Raw genomic sequence first — 23,655 nt, forward strand, 5'->3', positions numbered from 1 at the left:
TTTATTTACCCAAATATTTGATTCTTCTCTTCTTCAAAATCTCGAAGATCATAAATTTGTGTTGTTGAAATGTTTTCATGATGTGCAACGTACTTACTCACCAAGTTAATATCTACACCTGATTCAAGTAGGTGAGTGATACAGGAATTCTTAAATATATGGACGTTTATGCGTCTTTCAAGAATATCGGAGAGTGTGTTGGCACAAAAATCATCTGCCCAAGTCTGAGACATTTTATCAATTTGTCCATTATATTTAGTTGTAAAGATGTGCTCATGTTCGTAACCTCTAACTTCAATCCATTTCTTTAAGTGGGGGAGAACATCAAGAGGCACCATATATTGCAATATTTTCCCATCATCGCCACGCCCCTTACCCCTTACATTATGGGTAACGACATAAGTTTGCCCTTCTGGAACTTCATAGTCTAATATCTCTGTTTTAAATTGAATGATTTCAGAACGTCTTGCTCCAACCCGAAATGCTGTTGCCAGCCAAGCCATACCTAAATAGTTTTCATCATCTTCAAGTACAGACATCATTAAGTCATACTCATCTTTTGTTACTTTTACCTTCTCGTATACTCGATTCTTCGGTATAGCAGGTAGACCACGAGTGAAATTCCTAAATGTTCTATAATTCTCGTCATCTTCAGCAACTATATTCTCAATATAATTACACAAACTTGACACAGAAGCTTTTCTAAGGCTAATAGCACTGGACGACATTTTTCTATTATCCCTAATAAAACTCAGATATCTTAAATAATCACGCTTGGTAAGCTTATAGAATGGTTTGTTTTGCATCGAATTGCATATGTACCAACCAAACTGCTTTAAGCAGCTTGTATATTGTTTTTTAGAGTCTGGACTAAGACTTTGTGTAGATATATATTCTTCAACCAAACTCCTATAATCTTCATTAACCTTTAGCCACATTTCCTCAGTTACTTCTGGTAATTTCTTTGCTGGTTCACGTAAAATATTTTTATTAATTTTCTTTTTAACCAATAACATCACCTTGTTTAATCATTTTACATTTAACCCTCTCTTAAGCATCCCTTTCTTAAGTGCTTCTATATGCTTCCCATTGGCCTTAAGCCTATCAGCAGTATCCTGATAGAAATCACGAGGGTAGGGCTGATTCTTATAGATCCTTGAACGTTCCCATGTATAACCAGTACCAGTAACCATGATCTCATCGATTGGTCGACCATAGTCATCATCATCACCAGTAGTTACGTTCTCAATCGAGATAGTATGATCATCAACTAACTCAACTTGAATGTTCTCAATACTGGATAAGCCTTTCTCACCACGTAACTCACGTCTAACATATTGACTTGGATCATATTGACTAAAAGTAACCTCTTGAATAGTTTCGCTCATTTCTTGTCTTGCAGTAGGAGCCACATCTGACTTCAAAGATTTTGCAGATTGTGACTCTATATACTTGAATAGACTTTTAAGATCTGAGAAATCATTTTTCGGCATCTTTGTTCTCATTTACTTTCATTAGTTCATTCTTCGCATAGATACTACCAATCATTTCTCCAATAACTCTACTGTTTTCGTTTACTTGCTTCATAGCATCATCTATTTTTCTTAATTCTGCCTTGTCAAAACTTTGCATGATTTCACTAAGTAGACCTAAATCAATTAGCTTTTTACAAACCTTAATTAATCCCTCTATATCTGTGGAGATATTATTCAAATTAGTAAAATGGCGTAGAATTAACATGAAATATATGAATGTAACATCTTTTAAAAGATCAGCGTAAACTCCTTTCTTATGCGCATCTTCTAAAATCTCTGTCATTTCAACGATTAAATTTTGAATAGATGTGAGCTTGAATTTCTTTTGAATTAGAACAAAATCACCAGTGCTTAAAGTAATTTTTTCTTGTTCATTGAAAACCTTATGCTGTTTGTTGATTCCTGCTATAGTCAATTGTTTTGTCATTTAATCACTCCCTAAGATCATTTAGGGGATAACAGGAGTTGAACCTGTTGATACCCTCTCCCCAAAAAAAGGCGTACCACAGACATACGCCATTTGATAATTTGTTTTATTTAATTGCTTCTTCATCGTAAATTGTCATAAGCCACATGTCTGTATTACGAGGATCTTTCAATACCTCCAAGTTCAAATCAAGAACAGCAGGGTCTCCATCTACGGCCATGTTTAAATTGAAATTATCTTCAAATTTAGCATTCGGGATAGTGATTTGAGCAGCATAATCTTTCTTAGTGTCAGCATCACGCACCAAGCAGTCCATAACTACTTTAAATGTTTTACCGAATGCATCAGACGTAACCTTCAATGTTTTAGCACTTGCGTCAGTGGTAACATTATAGTACACCGCCAACTCATCACCATCTGTTAACCCAGTAAACGTAATTTCTTTATCTTTAACAGTGCCGCCAGCTACTTCTTCACCCAATGTACCATCTGATAGGATTTTATATACATAAGGTGTTCCGACCGGAGTGGCCTTAAGTGTAATCTTGCCTCCTTTTAGAATAAGAGGAGATTCTGTGCGTGAAACAGACGTTGCTCCTTCAATCAAGTCATTACCGGTCAACATTGCAAGTGCTTTGTTATCAAAAATTGCATCTTGTAGCGTGACTTTACTTTGACGGTTAGAGGAGAATCCTACTAAGCGTGGATTACCAAATCCACCTTGGGCATATACCGTTTCACCTGTTGTTTCTAGACCACTTGTCTTAAGAGTTCTAAGGGTTACAACTGGTTTTTTAGATGTCAAACTATAAAACGTAACAATACCTGCGTCACGAATAGCCCAACGGTTAGGTGTAGTCATATTTATATATCACTCCTATATTTTATTTGAATTTGAATAATGTAGTTCACTAAGTTTCATCTTGCTTCCGTTTACGGTTCCTGAATATATACCTTGGAGAGTGAACTGATAATTATCAATTTGTTCGAGTCTATTTATTGCGTCATAGAATTGATAAATGTTTAGGTTCCATACGTCAAAAATATTTACATTATTAGACTTCCAAGCAAGTCCAGAAATCTTATTTGCTAGGCTTACAATCTGCTTTTTCTTTTTGTTGACGTATTCTTTTCCTGCGTGTAGTCTTTTGATCAATTCAGCAGCTTTACTGTTAGCTGGTTTGTATTCATCTTCAGTTTCAATCTTGATGTTATTTGAAAAGATAATAAGACTCTGAATATAATCAAAATTATCTCTTGTTACATAGCGCTTATTTAAAATGTCACCAAAATAAAAAAAGACGCTTTCATCGTCTCTTGATGGAATATGAACTTCTTCTTTGAACAGTAGCTCAAGGCCAATCTTTACTTCGCTCCACAGTTCATCACTATTTAAACAGTTGACGAAGAGGATTGAGAAATTATCAAATTCTATGTCTTTGAGGTGGGGGATATTAGCTTTATTTAGAAGCAATAAGGAGAGTATCTGACTATATCGCTCCTCTCCAAGTGACGCTATATCTTTTAAACGTGGCACATGAAAATGACCTACATTAGGAATTTCAATCGGAAGATCAGCAAGCATTTTTAATTCATCAGTCATATTTGCACCTAGTTAAAATCAACTGGCTTATAAGATACAGATATTCCAATAAACTTCTTGTTTACATACAATTCATCCATGCCAGCGAATTCAAGCTTTCCTATTCCAAGACCGCGCTTTTGATTAAATAATTCATCTATCTCATTAATGATATAATCATAACGAAGAATCCCATAGTCAGTTCTAACTAAATCGGTGTGAGTGATGACAAAAATAGTTATAAGCCCATCTTTGAACGAGTTATCAATCTTCCTAAATCGACTCAAAGATAAATTAATAAATGTTTTCGCTTCATCTTCAACTTCTGGAACTCTACGATACGGGAATACTCTATCATATAAAAGTGAATATGGATCATTAATCTCTATCTTATCCAAAAAGTCAGGATCGTTATAATATAGCGCTTTACATAAATTTTTATTGCTAATGATTCTGGTCATTATTTCAGTTTTCATTGTAGATAATTCACATAATCGTGTCATATCCCATATTCACCTCCTATATGATAGATTTAATTTGAATACGTTGAACACTTGAGATTGTGTTGTTAGAATTTGAAATATGTAATTTTACATGTCCGATTTTACTGCCAGCAACAAGAACACATTCATTTATATCAGTTGATTGAATTGTTGCCAGTGTAGTAGGTGTATCATCATCACCAAGTAACTTGAATGTCGCTGAATCATCATATGTCTGCCCATTGTTTTCAAAATGAACAGTAAAAGTTTTCGTTTGTTTTACGTAAATCAATGACTGCGTTTCGAATACAACCGTTAGGCTGTCAATTACATTTAACTTAACATTCATTACAAATGATTGACGGATATCACCATAAGCGACAATAATCTCAGTTTCACCTTCAGATATTGGTGTGACTAGTCCATTCTGATCTACAGTTGCTACAGTCTCATTTGATGATGTAAAGGAAAGTGCTGCGCCAGATATGAGTTTATCTCCATCATATAAATGTGCAATAACTTGATACGTTTCGCCTATTTTAAGGCTATCTGTTTGATTGAGCACATTTATACTATACTTCTTCAATCGGCTAATATAGTTAGCAATACCTAGTTCCAAGTTATCGTCTGCGGTATTTATCTCATCCTCATCGACAGTAACGATTGAGATATCACTAACACTAATGGTATCAAGAGCACTGATTTTCCATGCACGACCGTCAAAAATGAATCTGTTTCCCTTTTTAAACTTAGCAGTTGTCGAGTTTCTATCAACGATTAGACTTCTTCTTTCATTACCAATTGAGATAATCCTACCATCTTCAACACCAAAGTTAGTTGCTGGATCACTTTTGAAGGTGAAGTAAGCAGACTGAATTGCACCTTCATTATCAATCCATTTCAACTGACCAACACAACGTCTCATTACAGAGCGATAATAAAGTCCATCTCCCATATTGTCAGTGAGGATAGTAATCCATTTCTCATTTAACCAGTCTACAATATCCCCATTTTTCAGCTCGTAATCAAAGGCTACGATTTCTTTCTGTTCTTTTACTTTACTGTCATCGACAATAGTTACCCTAATCAGGGTAGGGGATGAGTTAACCGATACTTCAAAGTAAGAGGGGGAGTTATGAAAGTTACTACGTAAGAAACGATGTGTGTTGGTCATCATGGATGACTTAATGTTGGCTGATGAAATGCGTGTTTTATAGTCGTTTATAACTCCCAAATTTACCACCTCATGTAGAATAATAATAGTAGATCAGGTCTTGATCTGCTTCGTTTATTAATGATTTCTTGAGGTTGGTCAATTTATCAAGCATGTTGGCATTACTGTAGGTGGTAAAGTCGCGACTACCGAGAGTTTGCCTAATGTTTTCAAGTCTCAATATTTCGGGTGTTATCCAGTGAACAATCATATACTTAGCCAATATCTCTTGTTCTAGATCAGTTAAAGCAAAATTAAATTGCTGAGTAATGTCATCCCTGTTACTTAGCATCTTATCAGTATACTTAAAATCAGTAATTGCACTTTTAAGGAACTTCAATAAGCTGTTTGATAGTTGATCATCGGCAAGTTCCGCTAAATCATAATCAGTTATTTTCGATAAGAAACGGTCGTAAATTAATTCATAGGATGTGGCATCCATCTAATCACCACAATTCATCTTATTCATCTTCAAAAATCCTTGCATTTGTTGCTTTTTCAATAATATCGATTTTGGCTTTACTGTCTACCTTAAGCTCGCGTGCAACTTCAACAAATTGTGTAAGAATTGTTGGTTCAGTAATTTCTTGAATAACTTTTTCAAGCTTCTTATAGTTGCCTTGAATTAATTCGACTATCTCATCATGACGTAATACATTATGGTTTTCTTTTGTTCCATCTTCTTTTTCAATTCCGTATTTTACACGAATATCTTTATTATCAATCCACAAAATTCCTTTTTGGATTATTTCTTGATTGATATAGATGTATTGGATTTCTTCTTCAGTGATGTCCATAAAAGCAGCTTGTTTGGATAGCAACCTAAATGATTCAGGTGTAGGATTGAGAAAGAAACCAACGCCACTGTGAATATTATTGATTACTTTGACTTTATTCATTTTTTATCTCCCTTTTTATGAAATACTATAGGGAGCCAATTGACTCCCTAAAATAACCTTAGTTATGTAATTGTGATGAGACCAAGGTTAGGAACTTGAAGTACGTTAACACCGACTTTTTGAAGTGTTTTCTTAGTAATAGAACCGTCAGTAAAGCTTTGCTGCTCAAGCATTTCAGCGCCACCCTCAAATGTTACTTTAACTGGTTTATCAGCATTCACCGGAATGACAAACAAGTTTTTGTTATCCAATACCCATTCAGTATTTGTTTCATCTGTGAAAGTGTTTGGTAATTGGACTAGAGCCTTACCTTCCCAAACACCAATGAAACCATTTTTGTTAAATTCATCTTTCATGTTGTCAGACATAGAAGCCTTAAATCCAGCATCACTAGTAATATTAGAGAGAGCTACAGACGTACCTACAATTACAGGTTTTCCGTATGCTGAAACAGTATTTGCTACATTGCGAATTTGTTGTAGAGCAAAAGCGCCAGTGTATTTGTTGGCAGCAGGAGCATTAATCATTGCTTTTACAAATGTATTTTGAATACTAACAAGAACCTGCTCAAGAGTCTTTTCTGCGATTTCATCAATCATGTCAGTAAAAGACTCAGCACGACCAGCTAGTACATCGTCCCACTCAGCATAAACAGCAGCTCCGATTGCTTGAGGTTTGGCCTCAACTTTACTTCTGTAAATTTTTTGGCGACGAATTTCTGAACCAAGTGCAACATACTCAACTTTAATTGTTCCGCGACGAACGTTATATTCTTTTTTTACGCCATGTGGGACATAAGCAATTTCTGCGATAACGTCTAGAGCATTACCTACACGTTGTTTCAGTACAGCATTTACGTTTTCTTTGATAATTTCATTAATTTCTACTTTATTTCGCTCGTAGTTAGACATGAGGTTACTAAAGAGCTCAACCAGTTCTACTTTACGCTGTTCAGTGGTTTGGTCTGCTACTGACGAACGATTATGACGAACGTCCATGCAAAGTTCCATAATTAGTTGTTTATTCATTAAGTATTTCCTCCAAATATAAATAATTTATTTATAATTAAGCTTTCTCAATTTTAAGTGCTAGAGCATCTTGACCATTCAGTGTTGTTTTTTCCTCAACTCTGAACACTTGGGCAGGGATTGGATCTACAGTTGGGAAAGTGGACGATACTACGAAATTCCCACCAACTTTGGCATAAGCGAAATCACCTTTAACTACTGCACCAATATTAGAACGATCTCCACTGAAATCAATTTTAGTAGTAGTGATTGTGTCATCTTCTACAAGTGTATATCCCCGCACCTCCATCCCGCCGACCTCATTGCGGAATTCAGATTCATCACGAGAGTCATATGTATTTGCTACTGATGCTACAAATTTTTGTCTTTTAGTTACATCTTTAGTGGGAACGAGCTTACCTGTGACATAATCTTCTTCACCTAGCGTTCCGTTTTCAATTGGCTGATCAAAGTCATAGTGACGAGCATGTCCTTTCACTAAATCAAGACGTGCAATACCATATTTACCCATTAAATTAATTCCTCCATAAATTTATATATTTTAGTTAATTCCATACTTTTCAAGTACAGAACCCTTAATCAATTCTCCTTGATTACTTGCTACAACTACTACTGGTTTTTCCTTTTCCTTTGGTTCTTTCGATGCAACTTCCTTAGAAATCTGTTCCACAACTGCGGCGTTTAGTTTTTGCTCATCCAGTTCTTCCAGTGCTGAGACAACGGTTTCTGATTTCATAACTTCCTCAGACAATAAGTTCGAATATTTCTCTACGAGAGCATTTTTCTTTGTCTCTTTCTCAGCTTTTTCAAACTTATCTTTAAAAGGAGTGAGCTCACTAATATGATTAGAAAGTTCAGTTTCTTTAAGCTCATGAGTTTTAATAGTCTCTTGCTGATTCACAATTGTCTGATTAAGTTCAGTAACCTTCTCAGAAAGTTCGGTGACTTTATCCTGAAGTTCTTTAATTTCCTGTTCCGTCAAGATTTGATCCTCCTTATGTTTGTTATTAATCTCGGTAACCTTAGTATTAAGTTCATTTTCTAGATTTTTGTTTTTTTCAATTAAGGAAGCAATTTCGACACCATCAGGAATGAATCCCAATTTACCTTTAGCCCAAGTGTCTTTATTTGATAGCACTACAGAATCATTTACGATATCATAGTCGATTTTCCAAAGTGTTGAGGAATCATCATATTCCTCTACAAGAACATAGTCATGATACAAATCTCGAATGTAATAATTGTATTTTCTGTATGTTGTTTTTAAGTTAACCGGGTTTAATATACTGTAGATTTGACCAGAAACTTCACTCCATTTCAACGAAGAAGTCTCTACTCCTGTATGATAATTGATATCCTTGCCTTTATTAAAAACCTCTGTTTGTTCTTTGCTCATATCTACACCTCCTTCAAAGTCAGAATTAAATGCTTCGGCTATCAGTAATGTGGCTTTGCTCTTTGCTTCTGCTGGTTCTGAAACCACAGCGGAACCGATCAAATGATTTATTTTCTTTCCGTATTTATAGGCAATATAGCGAATTCCATCTTCTTGCTTTTCATATCCAGCGACCAAAACTTCACATGACATTTCAAGGTCATCATCATTGTAAAGTTCAAGTAATGCTTCACAAACTTTAGGGTATCGCTTAAGTACCCTTACACTGCCCATAAGCTTCAAAGAGCCGTCTTCGTCTTCTTCAGACCAAAAATCTATAAATGAGCCAATAACTTGTGTTATTAATTGACCAGTCTTTTTATCTAATTCATGTGTTAATGACTTATATAAACCTTTTTCTAGTTTGTGCTTGTTTACAACCAATGGTATGCCAATGTATTTTTCCTTGTTGGTAACAACACCATTAATGAAGTCATCTGTGAACTCTACACCGTTGAAATTAACCTTATTAGTCAAAATACACATGTTAAGAACCATGTATATATCGTTTGATTCTTCGCTTAATTCAATATATTTTGCTCTTAATAGTATTTTCTCTTCGCTCATTTTTCTCATTTCACCTCCTTCATTTCGTCTACATAATTTTAATCAGAAGGTGAGGGGTTATTATTGCCGCCATATGACTTACTCTTTGTGTTTCCGTCATTAATAGCATCTCCCTCTGGTCTACCTCCTGAATTTGAGGGCATTGTATGGGCATTTAGTGGGGGCTTGATGAACTCATGAATTTTCAACACTTCATTTTCATATTTAGCCATTCCAAGAGCATAATGATAAGGTACACCAAGTAATGCCTCTGCCCAAGGAGAGAATATCCCTGTTTGTTGATAGAATGTATAGCACTTATCTATATATTTATCTTTATCTAACATTGTCGTCCTATCGAAATAGAACTTACATGAAATATCGGTTGGAAATTTTTCTTCTATGTAGTTATTGATTATTGTTTCAATGTCTTCTAGAACAGTAAAGATCGTTCGAAAGAACTTTTCACTGTTCATTGTTGCTGCTGAAAAGTTAGCGCCAGATCCATAGATTAATGCCTCTGAAACGCCCAAGTTCATAAAGACATCAGAATTAATCTTGTTATACAAGTCCTTAGTAAACATTTCTACTTCCACATCTAGACTCTCAAGCTTGAAGAAATCAGGTAGTGCCATTACCGCAGTTCCGCTTGTATCATTACTACTGGAGTTATTACTCTGACCTTTTTTAACAAGCAGTTTACTAACCTCTTTAAAATATCCTTCGATTAATGGTTTTGGTGCGGGTTTATTAGAATCTTTCCCGCCTATGTTACCAGCATAGAGAATTAAGATTTTCTTGGTGAGCTGATCTGCCTGACTACGTTCAACACGAGCGATTATTTCCTTTTGAATCAATGAAGTCCATGCGCCCATACTTAATGGAAATCCATATGGCATGTTTCTGTTGTTATCTAATCCAAGCACTTCACAATTAGAAATTCTGATATATCTTGCTGAATCATCTTTTGTTCTCTGGTAATTTAGATAGGCTGACTTTGTTACTTCATCAGGTAGGGACTCAATTACAATAGCAATATCATTTGCAGATGCATTTGATGGTAGAGTTCTTTTTATTGAAGCTAAGTCATATTCAACAACCCACTTACCATTCTCTTGTCTGTTTATTCTAAGATCATCTAACTCAAGAAATTGTACGTACTTGCCATTTCTCAGACATGAAACAACAGTGCCCATTTCTCCGACTTCATACAAGGCATCACGAACAAACTTTTTGACATTAATAGAGTCTAGAAAATCATAGATCTCTTTTTCGAATTCCGTAATCAATTCAAGATCTTCATAACTAGACCATGCCAAATGATAGTTAAGTGTAGGTAGTGATTTAAAAGCCTTGAGAACATCTTTGATTATCCCGTGCTTGTTAGTTAGATATTTAGAAGCAGTTCTAATTCTTTTTATATTCTCGTATGGATTGCGCAAATAATTATATAGATCAGTAAGCTTAATATCAGTTAGAGAAGCGCCAGAACCATATTGGGTTACATAGTCTGTTAGGGAACAGAGTTCATAAAGATGTTCGTCATTCTGAATATTACTAGATGATGAAGCAGTCTCGGTTATGGGTTTTTGTTTTGGAGGTCGACCACGTTTTCTACGTTCACCAGTTACCTGTGTTACAATAAAAACCTCCTTTCATTAGAATCCTGATTGCATGAAGAACATATAATCATCTTCATTTTCTTCTTCTACTTTTGACAAGAACTCTTTGATATACCACAATCCCATAACAAGTGAACTATATCTGTCCTTGTCTACTCTTTTTGTTAACTGCTCAACAGTGTATTTTCCATTCTGTGTTTGTTTTAATTTGAGATTTGCTACTTCCTCAAGTAATAAATCTGTTTGAACGTGAGGAAGTACATTATTGTTAAAATAATCAGTGTCATTAACTTCATAGTTATTTTCAGTATTTTTGATTAATAACTGCAACTTGCAACTTTCTACCATGTCAATGAAGTTGACTATTATGTCATGGTTAATACCTTGAGCCATGAGAGCATATACTATCTTTTCCGAATCGACTATGTCTGGTTCATCTTCCGTGTTTATAGTATCCCAGCATCCTAAGCTTTCTTCAGTTATTGGGTCGATTGTTTCTTTAAGAAGTTCATCCTTCAAGCCAACACCAACACCATTCACGTCAACAACAACTACTTTTGCGCCGTATCTCTTTTTTATCTTTTTGATTTCAATAGCTTGGGCAGTGAAATTTAGACCATTTGGCAAGTTAATAAGATTTACAAGAGACACTTTACTTATCTTTTGGTCTTTCGTCTTCTTTATTTTTAGCACAGAGATTGAAGTCTTATTGTTATTCTGAGAGAGGGAACGTGCCACGTCTACACTCAGGATATAAATATATCTTTCATCTCCCTTTAACTCAGGAGATTTTAGGGTTCGTAAGTCAATTACTTTGTTAATGCTTACTAGCGCTGAATCAGATGCACCAACCCACTTAGATTCATAGTTCATAGCAAAGAACGTTGGAGATAGCCTTGATTTCTTATCAAGTATCGTAGACCTTGGTTCACCACGGCTATAATTAACAGCTAGTTGCCAATCAGAGCCAATAACGATCTTACCTTTTAATTCTGCCATTTCATCCAACATACTGATGTTTCGTTCAAACTCAGAAGAGCCTCTAAATCCAGAAGTTGTCATGAAATTTATTTGACCATTCAACTCTTCAGGATTTATTAACGCTAAACTACCAATTGTCCTTCTCGGAACGTTAACAATTGGCTCTAGAACATCTTCGAAAAGTGCGTTATTCAACAAGTTACTTTCTTCAACGTTTAATCTTTTTCTACGAGCACCTTTAGAACTTTGAGCATTAGCCATAACATCAATACGTGCTCCAGAAGTAAAAACAATCTCAACTGAATCTTTTGAGAAAGAAGGTCTGCCTTGGATCTCGTTTTGAATCATTGGATAGAATCTTAATATTTCTCTGAATTTTTCATCTACTAATTTTGCGGCATTTTCTCTGGTCTGAGCTGTCATTGATATTTCAATATCAGGATAGAAAATACAAGCGTGAACCATTGCCATTATCTCTAATAGCGTATTATGACTGACAAAACCATTGGAGACAAAACTATGTGTTTCAGGTAATGAAAGATCATAAACATGATTTTCACTGTTATTTATTTGTTTTACCCTTGAGTAGAAATAGTTAGTATCAGATAAATTCTTAAGCTCAAAATATTCAGTTGTGTCTGAGACATTCTCCAAGTTTAGTAAATGATCAAGTTTTTCATAAGTAAGATTATTATTTCCTTTAAGGAGATGATAAACTTTATCGTATAAGTATGAATTATGGTTTTTTGCTTTATTATAGAAGGCACGAACTAGGTTATGCTGGTATGGAATGATGTCTTTATTGGTATTTCTCTTAATGTCACGACATAAATCAACTAATTTATCCTGTTTTCTCTTACAAGAAAACCCAATATACTTATAGAATAAATCCATATCCTTTCCGGTAATAGTAATTCGATATGAATATGTCTTATATTCTTTATTGAATTTTCTTGATCGAGTTGACACTATACCGAAATTTAGCAATACACTCTGCACTTGCTTCGATAATTTCTTTGAAGCTGTACAGTATTCTATATATGTGTTTGATAAGCCACCATCAGTATCAAATAAACCTCTTATAAAAGATGACACGAAGTCTTTTGGTGATTCTAAAATAACCTTTGGTATTTCTTTGCGGTAAGCATCTACTTGCTCTAAACCAAGTTGTTTAAAATATTCTCTTACATATTTTCCGTTTACATAATAATCTATATCAGTCTTTTTTTTGACTTCAATATTTAGCTCTTCACTAAAAAAGTTAATATAGTTGGATATAATATCTTCATCTTTAGATGTGAATATTATTCGATTATCCATTGTTAAGCATCCATCACCAACAAGGTAACCAAGAATTAAAGCTAGTTGTTCTGTTAGAATAGTAGGAGTGGAACACATTGATTTTTCGATTTTCCATCTACTACTTTTTCCGAACGAATCTAAAAATGAATCCATATCAACATTTAGTGTAATTTTTTTTCCCCATTTGTCATTATTTCTATTTATTACAATATAGTCCCCAATTAGGATATCTTCAGTTCGTTTCCAAGCTACTTCACCAGAATCTGTCATAACTAAGACAGGGTGATTTAGTGAACTCTCTAATTCATATCCTTCTTCTGTTAAAATTACTCTTGTTGGCAACTTACCGCTATAAACACCTGCATTAGTACTTTCTAATTCTCCAAATCTGTTCACCAGTTTTATATTTTTAACAATATATCTTTCTTTACCGGATTCATCATAATCGAAAAATGAACCTATCTCTTTCATACCACCTTCAGTAAAGAGGATTGTGTCACCGGATACACATTTGCCATAGCCACGAGGGAATACCATGTAGTTAGAAATGAACCTTGCAACACAACGTAAATATATACGTTGATCTAAATCTAATCTGATTCCACCTGTTGGGGGAGTAATTAAATCCCACCACAAATCAGGATAGAATCTAGCCCATGAAACGAAATTACTATATTTATCGAGATTTTGAGTGAAACTATCTGACTCCATAACACCGCGAGATGAGACAGTTGGATTGAATTCAGGATTTCGAGTATCTAATCTATTTTTAGTATGTTTTGCATTATCAGATTGAAAGTTCTTATATGAGGCCATTTTCATCACCATTGGAAGCAGCATCTTCATAAGCTTTCTTTCTGACTTCATAAAACTCATAAATATCTTTATATTCTGCCGCTGGTAGTCCTTTTAAGTCACGCGCATAATTGACATAACACCATAAAGTGAAATCACCTCTATCTTGTGGTCTCGCTTTAAAACGTGGCAGGATTGGAATGATATCGACAGCCTGTTCAACTGTTCTTACCAATTGACCAAAGGTGTCCAAACCATCTGATAAATCAGATTTTGATAATTGAGACGGATTTATCTTTGCAGCAGTAGCCGCATCCTTAGCAAGAGTACCCCATTCCTTCGCAGCTTTTGAATCACCCTGAGCAGTAGCTAATTCCTCTTTAACTCTATATCTAATATAAGTTAGTAGAGCCTCTGTATGCATCGCTGTCTTTTCTTGATAGTTGTTCTTTAACATGCTATATTTGCGCTCAAATGAACGATACTCGTCAGATGTGTATCCATCTCCCCACTTATCAATCAATTCATCAGTAAGTTGAAATTGAGTAGAGAGTGTAAATTGTTGGTTAATATTTATATTAGGTTCTACGTAATTTTCTTTATTAATAGGCTCAAAAACGCTATCTCCCCATGTATATCCTTTATAATTCTTAAGGCCAATGTTCTTCATATATTTTCCGAAAACATTGTCTGGATTTTCTTTCATGGATGAATCGACTATATGATAGATGTAAGGCTTATCAATAAGGCGGAGTATAGATTTTAATGATTCGTATGGTTCATTATGATCATACATGTTATTAAGACAAGTTTTACATACGGAAACTCGACCATCAGAAGATAATTTGGAGTAACTAACATAAAACTCTTTTGTAACATTCTTTTCTATATAGCATTTAGAGCATTGTTTTTTACTTGACATGTATGATCACCTACTTCCGCAATTGAATCATCAGGTGGTGTAATAAATTCACCCATTCTATATCTTTCTATATATTCATCTAACTGAGCTCTATTATTATTTCTAGTACCATATATGTGGTGAAAACTATTTATCTTATTTGGATTGTGACATTTCTTGCATAGAGTTATGCCATTATTAATATCAAACCGAAGATGTATATTATCAGAAAAGTTCTCGACATGATGAGCCTCTATCTTGTCTCTCACAATTCCGCAACATTGACATGTAAAATTATCTTTCTCAAACACCGACAATCTCCATACCGCATACTCTTCAGAGTTTCGAATCTTTGCGTGTAGTGGAGTAATTCCACCTAGCCATCTACCATTCTTGTCACCATTTAATGGATTAATATGACGAGGATTAAGTTCTCCCTTCCAGTATCCCAACTCTTTCTTTAGTTTGCTGATTAAAGCTTTAAACTCTGGGGTCGATTTCTTAGTGTTTGGATTTTTACCTAATTTAACACTTAATTTAGCTTTAGAAATCTTTCTTTTGTGGTCATCTGTCTTTGGTATTCGGAAAGGGGATTCAGGGCTAGACATAAAAATTGAAAGTTGTTCATATCTCTTCTTTCGAGTCTCATCATTCTTCCCTTTAAGTCCTAGTCTTTGTGCTCTATCCCACAATTCTTTTTCAGTAAATCCTTCATAGAATAGTTTTATCAATTCTTTATTAGAGTGCTTAGGGTACACTTCCATAAAGAATTCTTGATCTTCCTTGGTAAAGAATCTCTTTTTTGAATATTCTTCATTCATAAAATGACCATCTTTCCCACATTCTCTGCAAACATTTCTGAAGCCATCTTTGCATAATTTATCAGGTGGAAAAAATCTTATGTTTATCAACAGTTCACGATTGCATTTAGTACAAAATTTATATCCATTTTTGGGTTTAATGGCATTTAAATGATTAGTAAACTTACCGCCTGCACATACTTTACATTTACTCGTATATCCATCTTTTGTGTCATGCTTTTTGAAAAAATGGTCTGTATCAAGTGGATATACTTTTTCACATTTGTTGCATATCTTTTCACTTATCAAATCACATATTCCTCCGATATTACTTTTCTCCGTGTAAAATGAAATACATGGTCAACGGATACGAAGATCTAAGCTTTCAAATAGACTCATGACTTCCACTTCTAGACCGTTTTTAAAAATAACGAATTTATTATTATCCCTTCAATGCACGACAGGTGAGGGGAGGTGTGTGAAGACCTGTGTATGATAAGGGAGTGGTATCAAAGCACAGGCAATGTGGAAAAATCACACACCAAACTTTTTACTCAAAATGAGCAAACAAAAAGAACCGACAAACATCGGTTCCTACGGTTCAATCATTTTATGTATTTGTTTAATTTATTTATTAAGAATCTGTCTTAGCAAATCCATCTCTTCGTTCTTAATACATTGAACAATACCATTTTCATTAACTACGACTTCTGGTTGCTTTACATTAACAATGTAATACATAATTTATGTTCCTTTTTTTTATATATTTAATATTTTATAAATCGATTGTAATTGTATACTCAATTTTATCCTTATCATTGAAAATATGCATTTTTTGCATTGGTTCAGCGAATACACGTCTTGATACAGCATAATCATCTGCACCGATTAAGCTACCGTTTGAGATAACTTTAGTTCTTCCATACTCCTTCACCGTATCGTGGTGAATATGAGCACTGAATACATAAGAGGGGACAATTCCAATCATCTGAGGTAAGTTTTTTGCGACAGAAGTTACATGATCCAAGTCTCCATGTACATAAACATGAGCAGGGGAGAAAGTGTTATCAATATAGTATCCATCTGTATCCTTGAGAATTTGAACGTTACTAAACCCATTCAATCTACTCTCTAGATACCACGGAATAATATTCTCTAAATTCTCGGTGAAAACAGACTCACTTTTATTTGCTATGAGTCTAGCATGGTTCCCAATGATATTAATAAATCTAATCTGTCTAAAATGTTTAGATAGTTCAGCAACAGCCTCAGATAACGTTTCAGCTACATGCTGAACCTGCTTAATTACATCTTCACTAGCTTGTACTCGTGTCGAAACGTGAATAGCTCCACCTATGAAGTCACCAAGTGCCCCGATTGTAAGAGTATCTACTTTATGTTTAATCCCGTATTCAATAGTTCTAGAGATAAGCTCTTGCACTCTATATTTAAAAATATTTGGATTATATGTATTAAAACTATTCGAAAAATCCATGCCATAATGCCAATCTGACCAAAGCACATTTGCTCTTACTTCAGTAGGTTCTTTGTTAGTAGCTTTGAACTCCAACGGTTTACTAGTTGATAGCTCAGTAATGGCCTTGTGAATTTCATCTTTAAGATGCTCGAACCTTGCCTGTAAACGTACTATATTGTTGTACTCACGTTTTTGATCTTGAAACCTAATCTTTTCCTTCTGGAGCTCAATAGTCTTATCGTGTATATCCTTCATATATTCATCGCTATTAGCAAGTTTATCTGTGAGGAATGGTTTCCACTTAGCATATGAAGCGTAATCTTTACGCCATTTAGACTCTGAATACTCCTCATCAGCTTCTCTGTTCAATAGTTCAGCAGCAGTATTCCAATTCAGTCCATATGTCTCTAAATTATCTCCAAGCCTGACATGATACTCTTCCAAAGTTTCATTGGTGTTTCTTAGTATCTTAGCAGTCATACATTTACTCCTTGTTTAGAGTATCTGTAAGAGTATACTCTTCACTTGGTTTAACTTTAATCTTATCTCCATTTACATCAACGTTGATAGCTTTTGCATTTGGATAGAGACCATATAACAGCTCTTTAATTTCATTCAATACTTCTTGCTTATTATTCATTATTAATTCACTCCCTGAATTATTTTTAGAAAGCACAAATAGACCAACTTAAATGTTGGTCAGAGAGGATAGGGGAGTAGTAGAAATAAATCTACCACTCCATATATGTATTAAAGTTAGGAGGTTTTTACTTACCGATAATACTTTGTAGACGCTTAAGGGCTGTCCACTTATACTTTCGTCCAGCAGGGATATCGATTTCTTCACCAGTTTGTGGGTGACGACCTTTCCGTGCTTTAGTAGGCACTACTTCGATTCGAAAGCGCTTAGTAATATCCACAAAGTCATCCTGCTTTAGTCCGTCTTCAATAATATCTAGAAAAGTATCAAATTGTTCTTCCGCTTCTTTTTTGGAAATACTACGCTTCTCGGCATACAGTTTTTCGATATCTACTTTTTTCACTTTATTTTCTCCCTTTAATTTTCTTTTTGTTAAGTAGGGGATTCATGATCGTCTCTTTTATGTGGATATTAGCTTTCATGTTCCCTTATATACCATTACGATTTTTATGTATAGATTAACATATAGACGATAGAACTTAGTAAAAATCTATGTTTTATCACACAGTAGAAAATAAAGTTAAATATAAAATAAGAAATATATATAGATAAAAACCAGTAATTTACTGAGTTTAATGAAAAAATCCTATTTTATACCCTTTTCTTTTTTTAATTTTTCCCTATATTTTTTCTTTGCTTCTTTTACTTGAGCTCTAATAATTATTTTTGAGCAATCAGCACAATATTTTTTTGCGTTATTGGTTGCCAGCACACGTAAACCGCATAACTCGCAAGCTATGTATTTGTGATTGTATTTATTGTGAATATTTGCTTTTAAATTTTCAACTATAATGTCCCCAAAAGTAGACCATAGTGTTGTTTTATGACTGCTATTTTTGTCTCCATACAGATATTTCACTAATATGTCAACAACGTAGTAAGGATCACTATTGGTTTCAAGTAGCTCGTTACGGATTTTTCTATATGTATGAGTATTTTCAAAGGACGAACTGTTCTCGTCATAGTCAATTGAAATGAAGCGTTTCTTAAGATCTAACTTTGAGTATTTCTCTATGATGTCTTGATTCATTTCCACATCAAGTGATTTCATTAAATTGATGTAATCAAACGAGCCAATATTTGTTCTATTAAAGTTGATCCTACTGTTCGGAATTAGTTTACCCATTCGATTCACAGTGCTGTTACTCATGGGTTCTACGTTTGATTCATTTTTATCCTTGGCATGAATAAAAAAGTGTGGAACTTTAGTCCTTGTATATCGAGTTATAAGTCTGTTGATTTTTTCTGGTCTTGTTGGTTTGTACAATGTCTTAGCATAATCAATAGTAAAGTTATTCTCCATACATAGAATCTTGATCACATCTAGGTTAATATCATTACTGTTCCATATTTTAGTTATATCATTGCTTATTACACCAATATTACCACCAGTGTAAGCAGCCTTAAGTCCATTGTAGATATTCTCGGTATTAATTAACTCTGCACCTGCTTTTGCCATGTTGTAGTAAAGGGGAACAATGTCCTTCATATTTCTCTCGGCAACAGTAACTAGGGTAATGTCGTTCGATACTAGACTCTTGTCACCGTCATTGTCAAACATAAGCACTTTGCTTATGGGATCTTGGCAGCTCGTGTACAGACTCTTTGTGACATACCATCTTTTCATTTCTTTAGTTATTGTATTCATCCTGATTGCATGTTCTCGATACAAATGAGGACTTCTTAAGCAATCAAGCTTCTCATTATGGTTATAGAGTGAGCAAAATATATCTCCATTAGACAGTAATCCTTTTGGATTAGACTCTTTCAGAAATATAAATTCGCAGAATGCGTAAAGATCAGGAGATATGAAAGTGTACTTTCCTTCAATATCGATTTTTCCAGCCTTCGCATTTTTAATCAGACTCTTTTTAGTTTGCTTAATGATTTCTCGACTATATACATCTTTCAGTAGTTCAGGATATATATCTAAAGCCTGTTGGAAGTAGTTCTTGTTTGTATTAGATTCTGTTACACCAAGAACTTTTAACATTGTTCTACGATCTTCTCCAAGGGAAGTAATGACTTCCTTGGTTGAACTAGTAAGTTCAATTAGTTCATCTTCCGTAATGTCTGTTAAAGTCTGAATCATCTGATAATTTAATTTAGCATTTCCAATAACATCTTCCTCTTCATTACACATTCCAGCTTGGCAGCCATATTGCTTGTAATAGAGCTTATATTCATCCCATGATGAATAATACTTCCACATTTTAAACTGACTTTTAGTGAATATAACTTCAATTTTGTCTTTTAGAATATCGTATTCTTTCCCATAAATATCTTTTACAATTCCAGTATTCATGGGCGTCTCCTTGTTCTTCTCCCTAATGAATTTATCGAAAGGGAAGGGGACAAGTAATCCCTTCATCCAAGGCATTCTTATCATAACTGCTTTACCTTGGGTACGGGGTAGTATCATTCCGCAGCCATCAGTATGGGTGATAGGTATGTCCATTTCCTTGCGCGAGATTGAGTATGTTTTATCATCAATAAAATCTACCGTTGCTTGAACATTAGTCTCCATATCTTCAACTACAATGGACTTATCAATATCGAATCCAATCCATTGCTCTGTAGCACTGTTACATAGGGCTAGGTAGGCGAGAAATTTATTAATATTTACCCCACCAAGTTCATTAATTCGCTCAATCGACAGGCCACACATTAATGATTTTATATACTGACCCAGAATAGACTCTTTGATAAAGAGTGTTTTCTTGGTACGGATCTGACCTGCTGAAGCAGTAAAGCAAACATACTTTTCGTTCTTGTAAGTGAATCCATCTAAAATTAAATTCTGAAGAACTTTAAAGTGATAAGCTTGAACGATTATGATGTCTTCTGTTAATGTATTAGGTTCCATGCCTAATGTCCTAGTTAGTACTGACTCAAATACTGAAACAATGTTTTTGTCTTTTATGTATTTATCATTGAAATCACGTACAGAGTTATTGGACTGCAATTTATCTAACAACAGGCTCTTTAAGTATGTTATTCGACCATTGAGTCTTTTTATTTGATTTTTTTGTTTTTTGATAAGTACTTCATCCTGCGTCTCATCCATAAGAGAGCGTATTTTCTTTTTATAATGACGGGAAATTTTTAACTTGCTATGTATTTTGTATTCTTCCTTTGTGTAAAAAAAGCTCGTGTCTACACTGTATAACTGCACTTGCTTGTTAAGATTTATGATTAAAACCCTCCCTTGGTTTGTTTATAAGAAAAATATAACAAAACACAATATTGAAAGTCAACAAAATTAAAAACAAAATATCAATATCATATTGACAAAAATAACCGACTAATCTAAATTTAGAGTATATTAGTTGGTGAGGTGATATTCAAGTGGAGAGCTGTACAATACAGGGATTAGTGTTAAACAACGTATACTCTGACATTATGGCATTTCTAAATCAGTATGAGAGTAAAAACACAAGGAAAGAGTACAGAAGAGACATACAAGAATTTTTTCATTTTATATGCGGAAAAGAACTTGAATCATTGTTACCTGAAGATGTAATTAGTCGTAAGGGTACAAGATTATCTAAAAAGTGTGTTATTGAGTATCGTAATTACCTGAACTCAAAAGGTAATTCTAAAGGAACGAGAAACAGAAAAATGTCAGCAACACGCAACCTCTATAAATTCTTACAGAGTGAAGGTTATGATATTGATCATATGATATTCGCTTTAAAACCACTCAAATACATTCCAGACAGTTATGAATCATTAACAAAAGAGGAGGTTATGACTCTAGCTGATTACTTAAAAAAACAAAGGTATGGAGATGAACTATATGCTTTTGTGTACTTAGCAGTTATCACAAGTTTTAGGGTGGACGCAATTTTAAATATAGATAAAAAGAAAGATATAAGAAAAGACAAGAACTCAGAGTTCTATCTTGTAACTGCTGTTGATAAAAGAAATCAAAAAAGATCAATGCCTATTGAACTATGGTTATTTGAATTACTTGATAATCTTAATGGAGACACGCGCCTGTTTGAGAATCTAACAGTAGATATTATTCATGATGCAATAACAAAGGCTGCAAAGGCTTTGGAGTTTGAAGGAAGAGTGGTAACACACTCACTAAGAAAAGTAGCGCCTACATTCGGACAAGAAAACGGGAATAGTGTGAAATCAGATATGGAACAAACAGGCCACGCCTCAGTCCAGACATTCATGAGTACATACGTGAAAGAGAAAATAAATTATGAGGATCTAGCTGGCATACAAATGTTCCGTACCATCGATGAGACGGTCTTTGATGACTTAAGTAAGGAACAGGTTTTGTCTTTACTGAAGAGCTTAAATCAAAACGTATACAACCAACTTGCGAGACATCTGATGAGGGATGACAAAAAGGTTGTCTAATTGAAAACACTAAGTGGCACATTATCGTGACAAAAACATCAAAAACAGAAAATGGTTATATGACAAAAGTATCTGAATCGAAACAGTACCAAACCCTTATAAACTAAGGGCTAGAGCGATTTGCTCATGAAAATATAGTTGATTTGAAAGAGCTTATAAATAACTGCCTTGACAAAAACACCGTTTTTGAAAAATCAGAGTACAAAAAACTTTGACAAAAACATCGATTTTGACTATATATAGAAAACACCATTTTCTTGACAAAAAGCTAAAAATGAACACAAAAATGAGGATGAGTGCGTGACAAAAAGCCCATTTTTGACTATAGAGTTAATAGATTTAATAATTATTTAGTTAATATATTTAATATCTCCTGAACAAAATGAGATTTTGTCCAGTGGAGGAGAGTTCTTTTTGGATGTTAGATTGGTTGTTGTATTGTAAGACAATTATCTTTAGTTTTAGAGTGTATTGTACTTAGGATATGTATTTATATTGTCTTAGGGGGGATGTGTTCTGATTCCTGTAACTGGACTTAGAAATTGGACTGTAGAATTGATGTTAGAGAAAGAGGTGATATGTGTATCTCATGAACTTTTGTATGAAGAGGATATATGTTAAATCTAATTGGTTTGATGATGGTAGTAACAAGTATCAGAAAATAGGGATAGATGGTTTCAATCTGTATTTAAATATGTTTCGGTTCAGACTATTTAATCAGGAACATGAATACACGTTTATTACGTCGATATCTCTACTGAGAAAAGAAACGAAATACACAGCTCAGAGAATATTGGAGTTGTTAAAGGTATTAGTTAAAGAGAAAATTATTAAGATTGATATTTCCCGTTGGGATAGACTTCTTGATGTAAATGGGAAGATTGATACTGATAAGACAATTGTCATCACGGCTATTGATAAACCAGTTACGGATAAAAGAAGGAATGAACATGGTGATATGATTGATTATCCTGTAACTATAAATGACCAGTACATAAGCTTAGATTTACCCCTTATGCAGCATTACATAGACTTAGGATTTGGTGAGAGGTATTTGGGATTACATTGTTTACTGAGCAGGTATTCGAACAATTCAGAAGGCAAGGCATGGATGTCCATTAATAAGATGGCTAGCACATTAGGATTTGGGTATAAGAGTGTCCATGATATGATTCGTGAGTTGAATAAAAGGTATTTGTTATATAGTCGATATATTGAAACTGAGCAAACTGTTAATGGCAAGTCAGGAACAAAGTTTGAACACTACTTGTTGACTAATTTGGACTATAGAGACGAGTTTCTGAGAAGTTATAAGGATTTGATTGATAAGAATATTAAAAAGTGGGATAAAGAATAGTGTGTATTTAACAGTTACCTTGTTACTGAGGTAGCTGTTTTTGTTTTGGATGAAAATTATCCCCCCATACTGGTACGTAATCGTGAGTGTAAAAAGTGATAATCGTGATTGCGATTATTTTAGGTGAGAAATGAGGATAGAGAGTAGTGTTTATATGGGCTAGAGAGTGATTTATGAGGTGACGTGATAGAGAGAA

22 protein-coding genes are annotated in these 23,655 nt (G+C 34.3%); 2 read left to right on the forward strand and 20 right to left on the reverse strand.

The annotated features are described in order from the left end of the window. Nucleotides 1–5: 5 nt before the first annotated feature. The 20 genes from PBN151_RS05845 to PBN151_RS05935 form a co-directional block, all read right to left on the reverse strand. A complete protein-coding gene (locus PBN151_RS05845; protein ID WP_072728085.1) occupies nt 6–1,016 on the reverse strand; it encodes a tyrosine-type recombinase/integrase in 1,011 nt (336 codons plus the stop codon). Nucleotides 1,017–1,028: 12 nt separating this feature from the next. Beyond that, entirely contained in the window at nt 1,029–1,493 is a 465-nt protein-coding gene (locus tag PBN151_RS05850) for a hypothetical protein (protein ID WP_072728087.1), read from the reverse strand. Then, a complete protein-coding gene (locus PBN151_RS05855) occupies nt 1,480–1,962 on the reverse strand; it encodes a hypothetical protein (RefSeq protein ID WP_072728089.1) in 483 nt (160 codons plus the stop codon). The genes PBN151_RS05850 and PBN151_RS05855 overlap by 14 nt, the downstream gene beginning before the upstream one ends. 106 nt (nt 1,963–2,068) lie before the next feature. Then, nucleotides 2,069–2,824: a hypothetical protein gene (locus PBN151_RS05860; protein WP_072728091.1), complete on the reverse strand. Its 756-nt coding sequence runs from the start codon at nt 2,822–2,824 to the stop codon at nt 2,069–2,071. Between the two features lie 15 nt (nt 2,825–2,839). Further along, nucleotides 2,840–3,565: a hypothetical protein gene (locus PBN151_RS05865; RefSeq protein WP_072728093.1), complete on the reverse strand. Its 726-nt coding sequence runs from the start codon at nt 3,563–3,565 to the stop codon at nt 2,840–2,842. Nucleotides 3,566–3,573: 8 nt separating this feature from the next. Beyond that, a complete protein-coding gene (locus tag PBN151_RS05870; RefSeq protein WP_072728094.1) occupies nt 3,574–4,047 on the reverse strand; it encodes a hypothetical protein in 474 nt (157 codons plus the stop codon). Nucleotides 4,048–4,063: 16 nt separating this feature from the next. Then, nucleotides 4,064–5,260, reverse strand: coding sequence for an Ig-like domain-containing protein (locus PBN151_RS05875; protein ID WP_072728096.1), 1,197 nt, complete (start codon nt 5,258–5,260; stop codon nt 4,064–4,066). Nucleotides 5,261–5,270: 10 nt separating this feature from the next. Then, nucleotides 5,271–5,681, reverse strand: a complete 411-nt coding sequence (locus PBN151_RS05880) for a hypothetical protein (protein ID WP_072728098.1) — start codon at nt 5,679–5,681, stop codon at nt 5,271–5,273. 19 nt (nt 5,682–5,700) lie between these two features. Continuing rightward, nucleotides 5,701–6,138 carry a hypothetical protein gene (locus PBN151_RS05885; protein WP_072728100.1) on the reverse strand — a complete coding sequence of 146 codons (438 nt, stop codon included), beginning with the start codon at nt 6,136–6,138 and terminating at the stop codon, nt 5,701–5,703. A gap of 62 nt (nt 6,139–6,200) precedes the next feature. Next, on the reverse strand, nt 6,201–7,166 hold the full coding sequence (locus tag PBN151_RS05890; RefSeq protein ID WP_072728102.1) for a hypothetical protein: 966 nt from the start codon (nt 7,164–7,166) through the stop codon (nt 6,201–6,203). Nucleotides 7,167–7,203: 37 nt separating this feature from the next. Beyond that, a complete protein-coding gene (locus PBN151_RS05895; RefSeq protein WP_072728104.1) occupies nt 7,204–7,677 on the reverse strand; it encodes a hypothetical protein in 474 nt (157 codons plus the stop codon). A 30-nt stretch (nt 7,678–7,707) separates the two neighbouring features. Then, nucleotides 7,708–9,168: a coiled-coil domain-containing protein gene (locus tag PBN151_RS05900; RefSeq protein ID WP_175560614.1), complete on the reverse strand. Its 1,461-nt coding sequence runs from the start codon at nt 9,166–9,168 to the stop codon at nt 7,708–7,710. Between the two features lie 38 nt (nt 9,169–9,206). Further along, nucleotides 9,207–10,589 (reverse strand): hypothetical protein, encoded by a 1,383-nt coding sequence (locus tag PBN151_RS05905; protein ID WP_227774427.1) that lies wholly within the window; start codon nt 10,587–10,589, stop codon nt 9,207–9,209. A gap of 216 nt (nt 10,590–10,805) precedes the next feature. Further along, nucleotides 10,806–13,880 (reverse strand): LAGLIDADG family homing endonuclease, encoded by a 3,075-nt coding sequence (locus tag PBN151_RS05910; protein ID WP_227774429.1) that lies wholly within the window; start codon nt 13,878–13,880, stop codon nt 10,806–10,808. After that, nucleotides 13,855–14,769 carry a hypothetical protein gene (locus tag PBN151_RS05915; RefSeq protein ID WP_072728110.1) on the reverse strand — a complete coding sequence of 305 codons (915 nt, stop codon included), beginning with the start codon at nt 14,767–14,769 and terminating at the stop codon, nt 13,855–13,857. Before PBN151_RS05915 ends, PBN151_RS05910 begins: the two co-directional genes overlap by 26 nt. Beyond that, a complete protein-coding gene (locus PBN151_RS05920; protein WP_072728113.1) occupies nt 14,733–15,857 on the reverse strand; it encodes an HNH endonuclease in 1,125 nt (374 codons plus the stop codon). The genes PBN151_RS05915 and PBN151_RS05920 overlap by 37 nt, the downstream gene beginning before the upstream one ends. 466 nt (nt 15,858–16,323) lie before the next feature. Then, entirely contained in the window at nt 16,324–17,505 is a 1,182-nt protein-coding gene (locus PBN151_RS05925) for a hypothetical protein (protein WP_072728114.1), read from the reverse strand. Nucleotides 17,506–17,509: 4 nt separating this feature from the next. Beyond that, nucleotides 17,510–17,665, reverse strand: a complete 156-nt coding sequence (locus PBN151_RS31020) for a hypothetical protein (protein WP_175560617.1) — start codon at nt 17,663–17,665, stop codon at nt 17,510–17,512. A gap of 127 nt (nt 17,666–17,792) precedes the next feature. Next, entirely contained in the window at nt 17,793–18,068 is a 276-nt protein-coding gene (locus PBN151_RS05930; RefSeq protein WP_072728116.1) for an HU family DNA-binding protein, read from the reverse strand. Nucleotides 18,069–18,311: 243 nt separating this feature from the next. Next, entirely contained in the window at nt 18,312–20,792 is a 2,481-nt protein-coding gene (locus tag PBN151_RS05935) for a hypothetical protein (protein ID WP_227774431.1), read from the reverse strand. A gap of 281 nt (nt 20,793–21,073) precedes the next feature. Between PBN151_RS05935 and PBN151_RS05940 the strand changes: the two genes are divergently transcribed. Together PBN151_RS05940 and PBN151_RS05945 are read left to right on the forward strand one after the other, a co-directional pair. After that, the gene (locus PBN151_RS05940) at nt 21,074–22,102 is read left to right on the forward strand and encodes a tyrosine-type recombinase/integrase (RefSeq protein ID WP_072728121.1); all 1,029 of its coding nucleotides are present in this window, start codon (nt 21,074–21,076) and stop codon (nt 22,100–22,102) included. Between the two features lie 793 nt (nt 22,103–22,895). Continuing rightward, nucleotides 22,896–23,459 carry a hypothetical protein gene (locus PBN151_RS05945; RefSeq protein WP_175560619.1) on the forward strand — a complete coding sequence of 188 codons (564 nt, stop codon included), beginning with the start codon at nt 22,896–22,898 and terminating at the stop codon, nt 23,457–23,459. Nucleotides 23,460–23,655 lie beyond the last annotated feature (196 nt).

The sequence above is a fragment of the Paenibacillus sp. NAIST15-1 genome (assembly GCF_001894745.1).
GTDB classification, from domain to species: Bacteria; Bacillota; Bacilli; order Paenibacillales; family Paenibacillaceae; genus Paenibacillus_B; species Paenibacillus_B suaedae.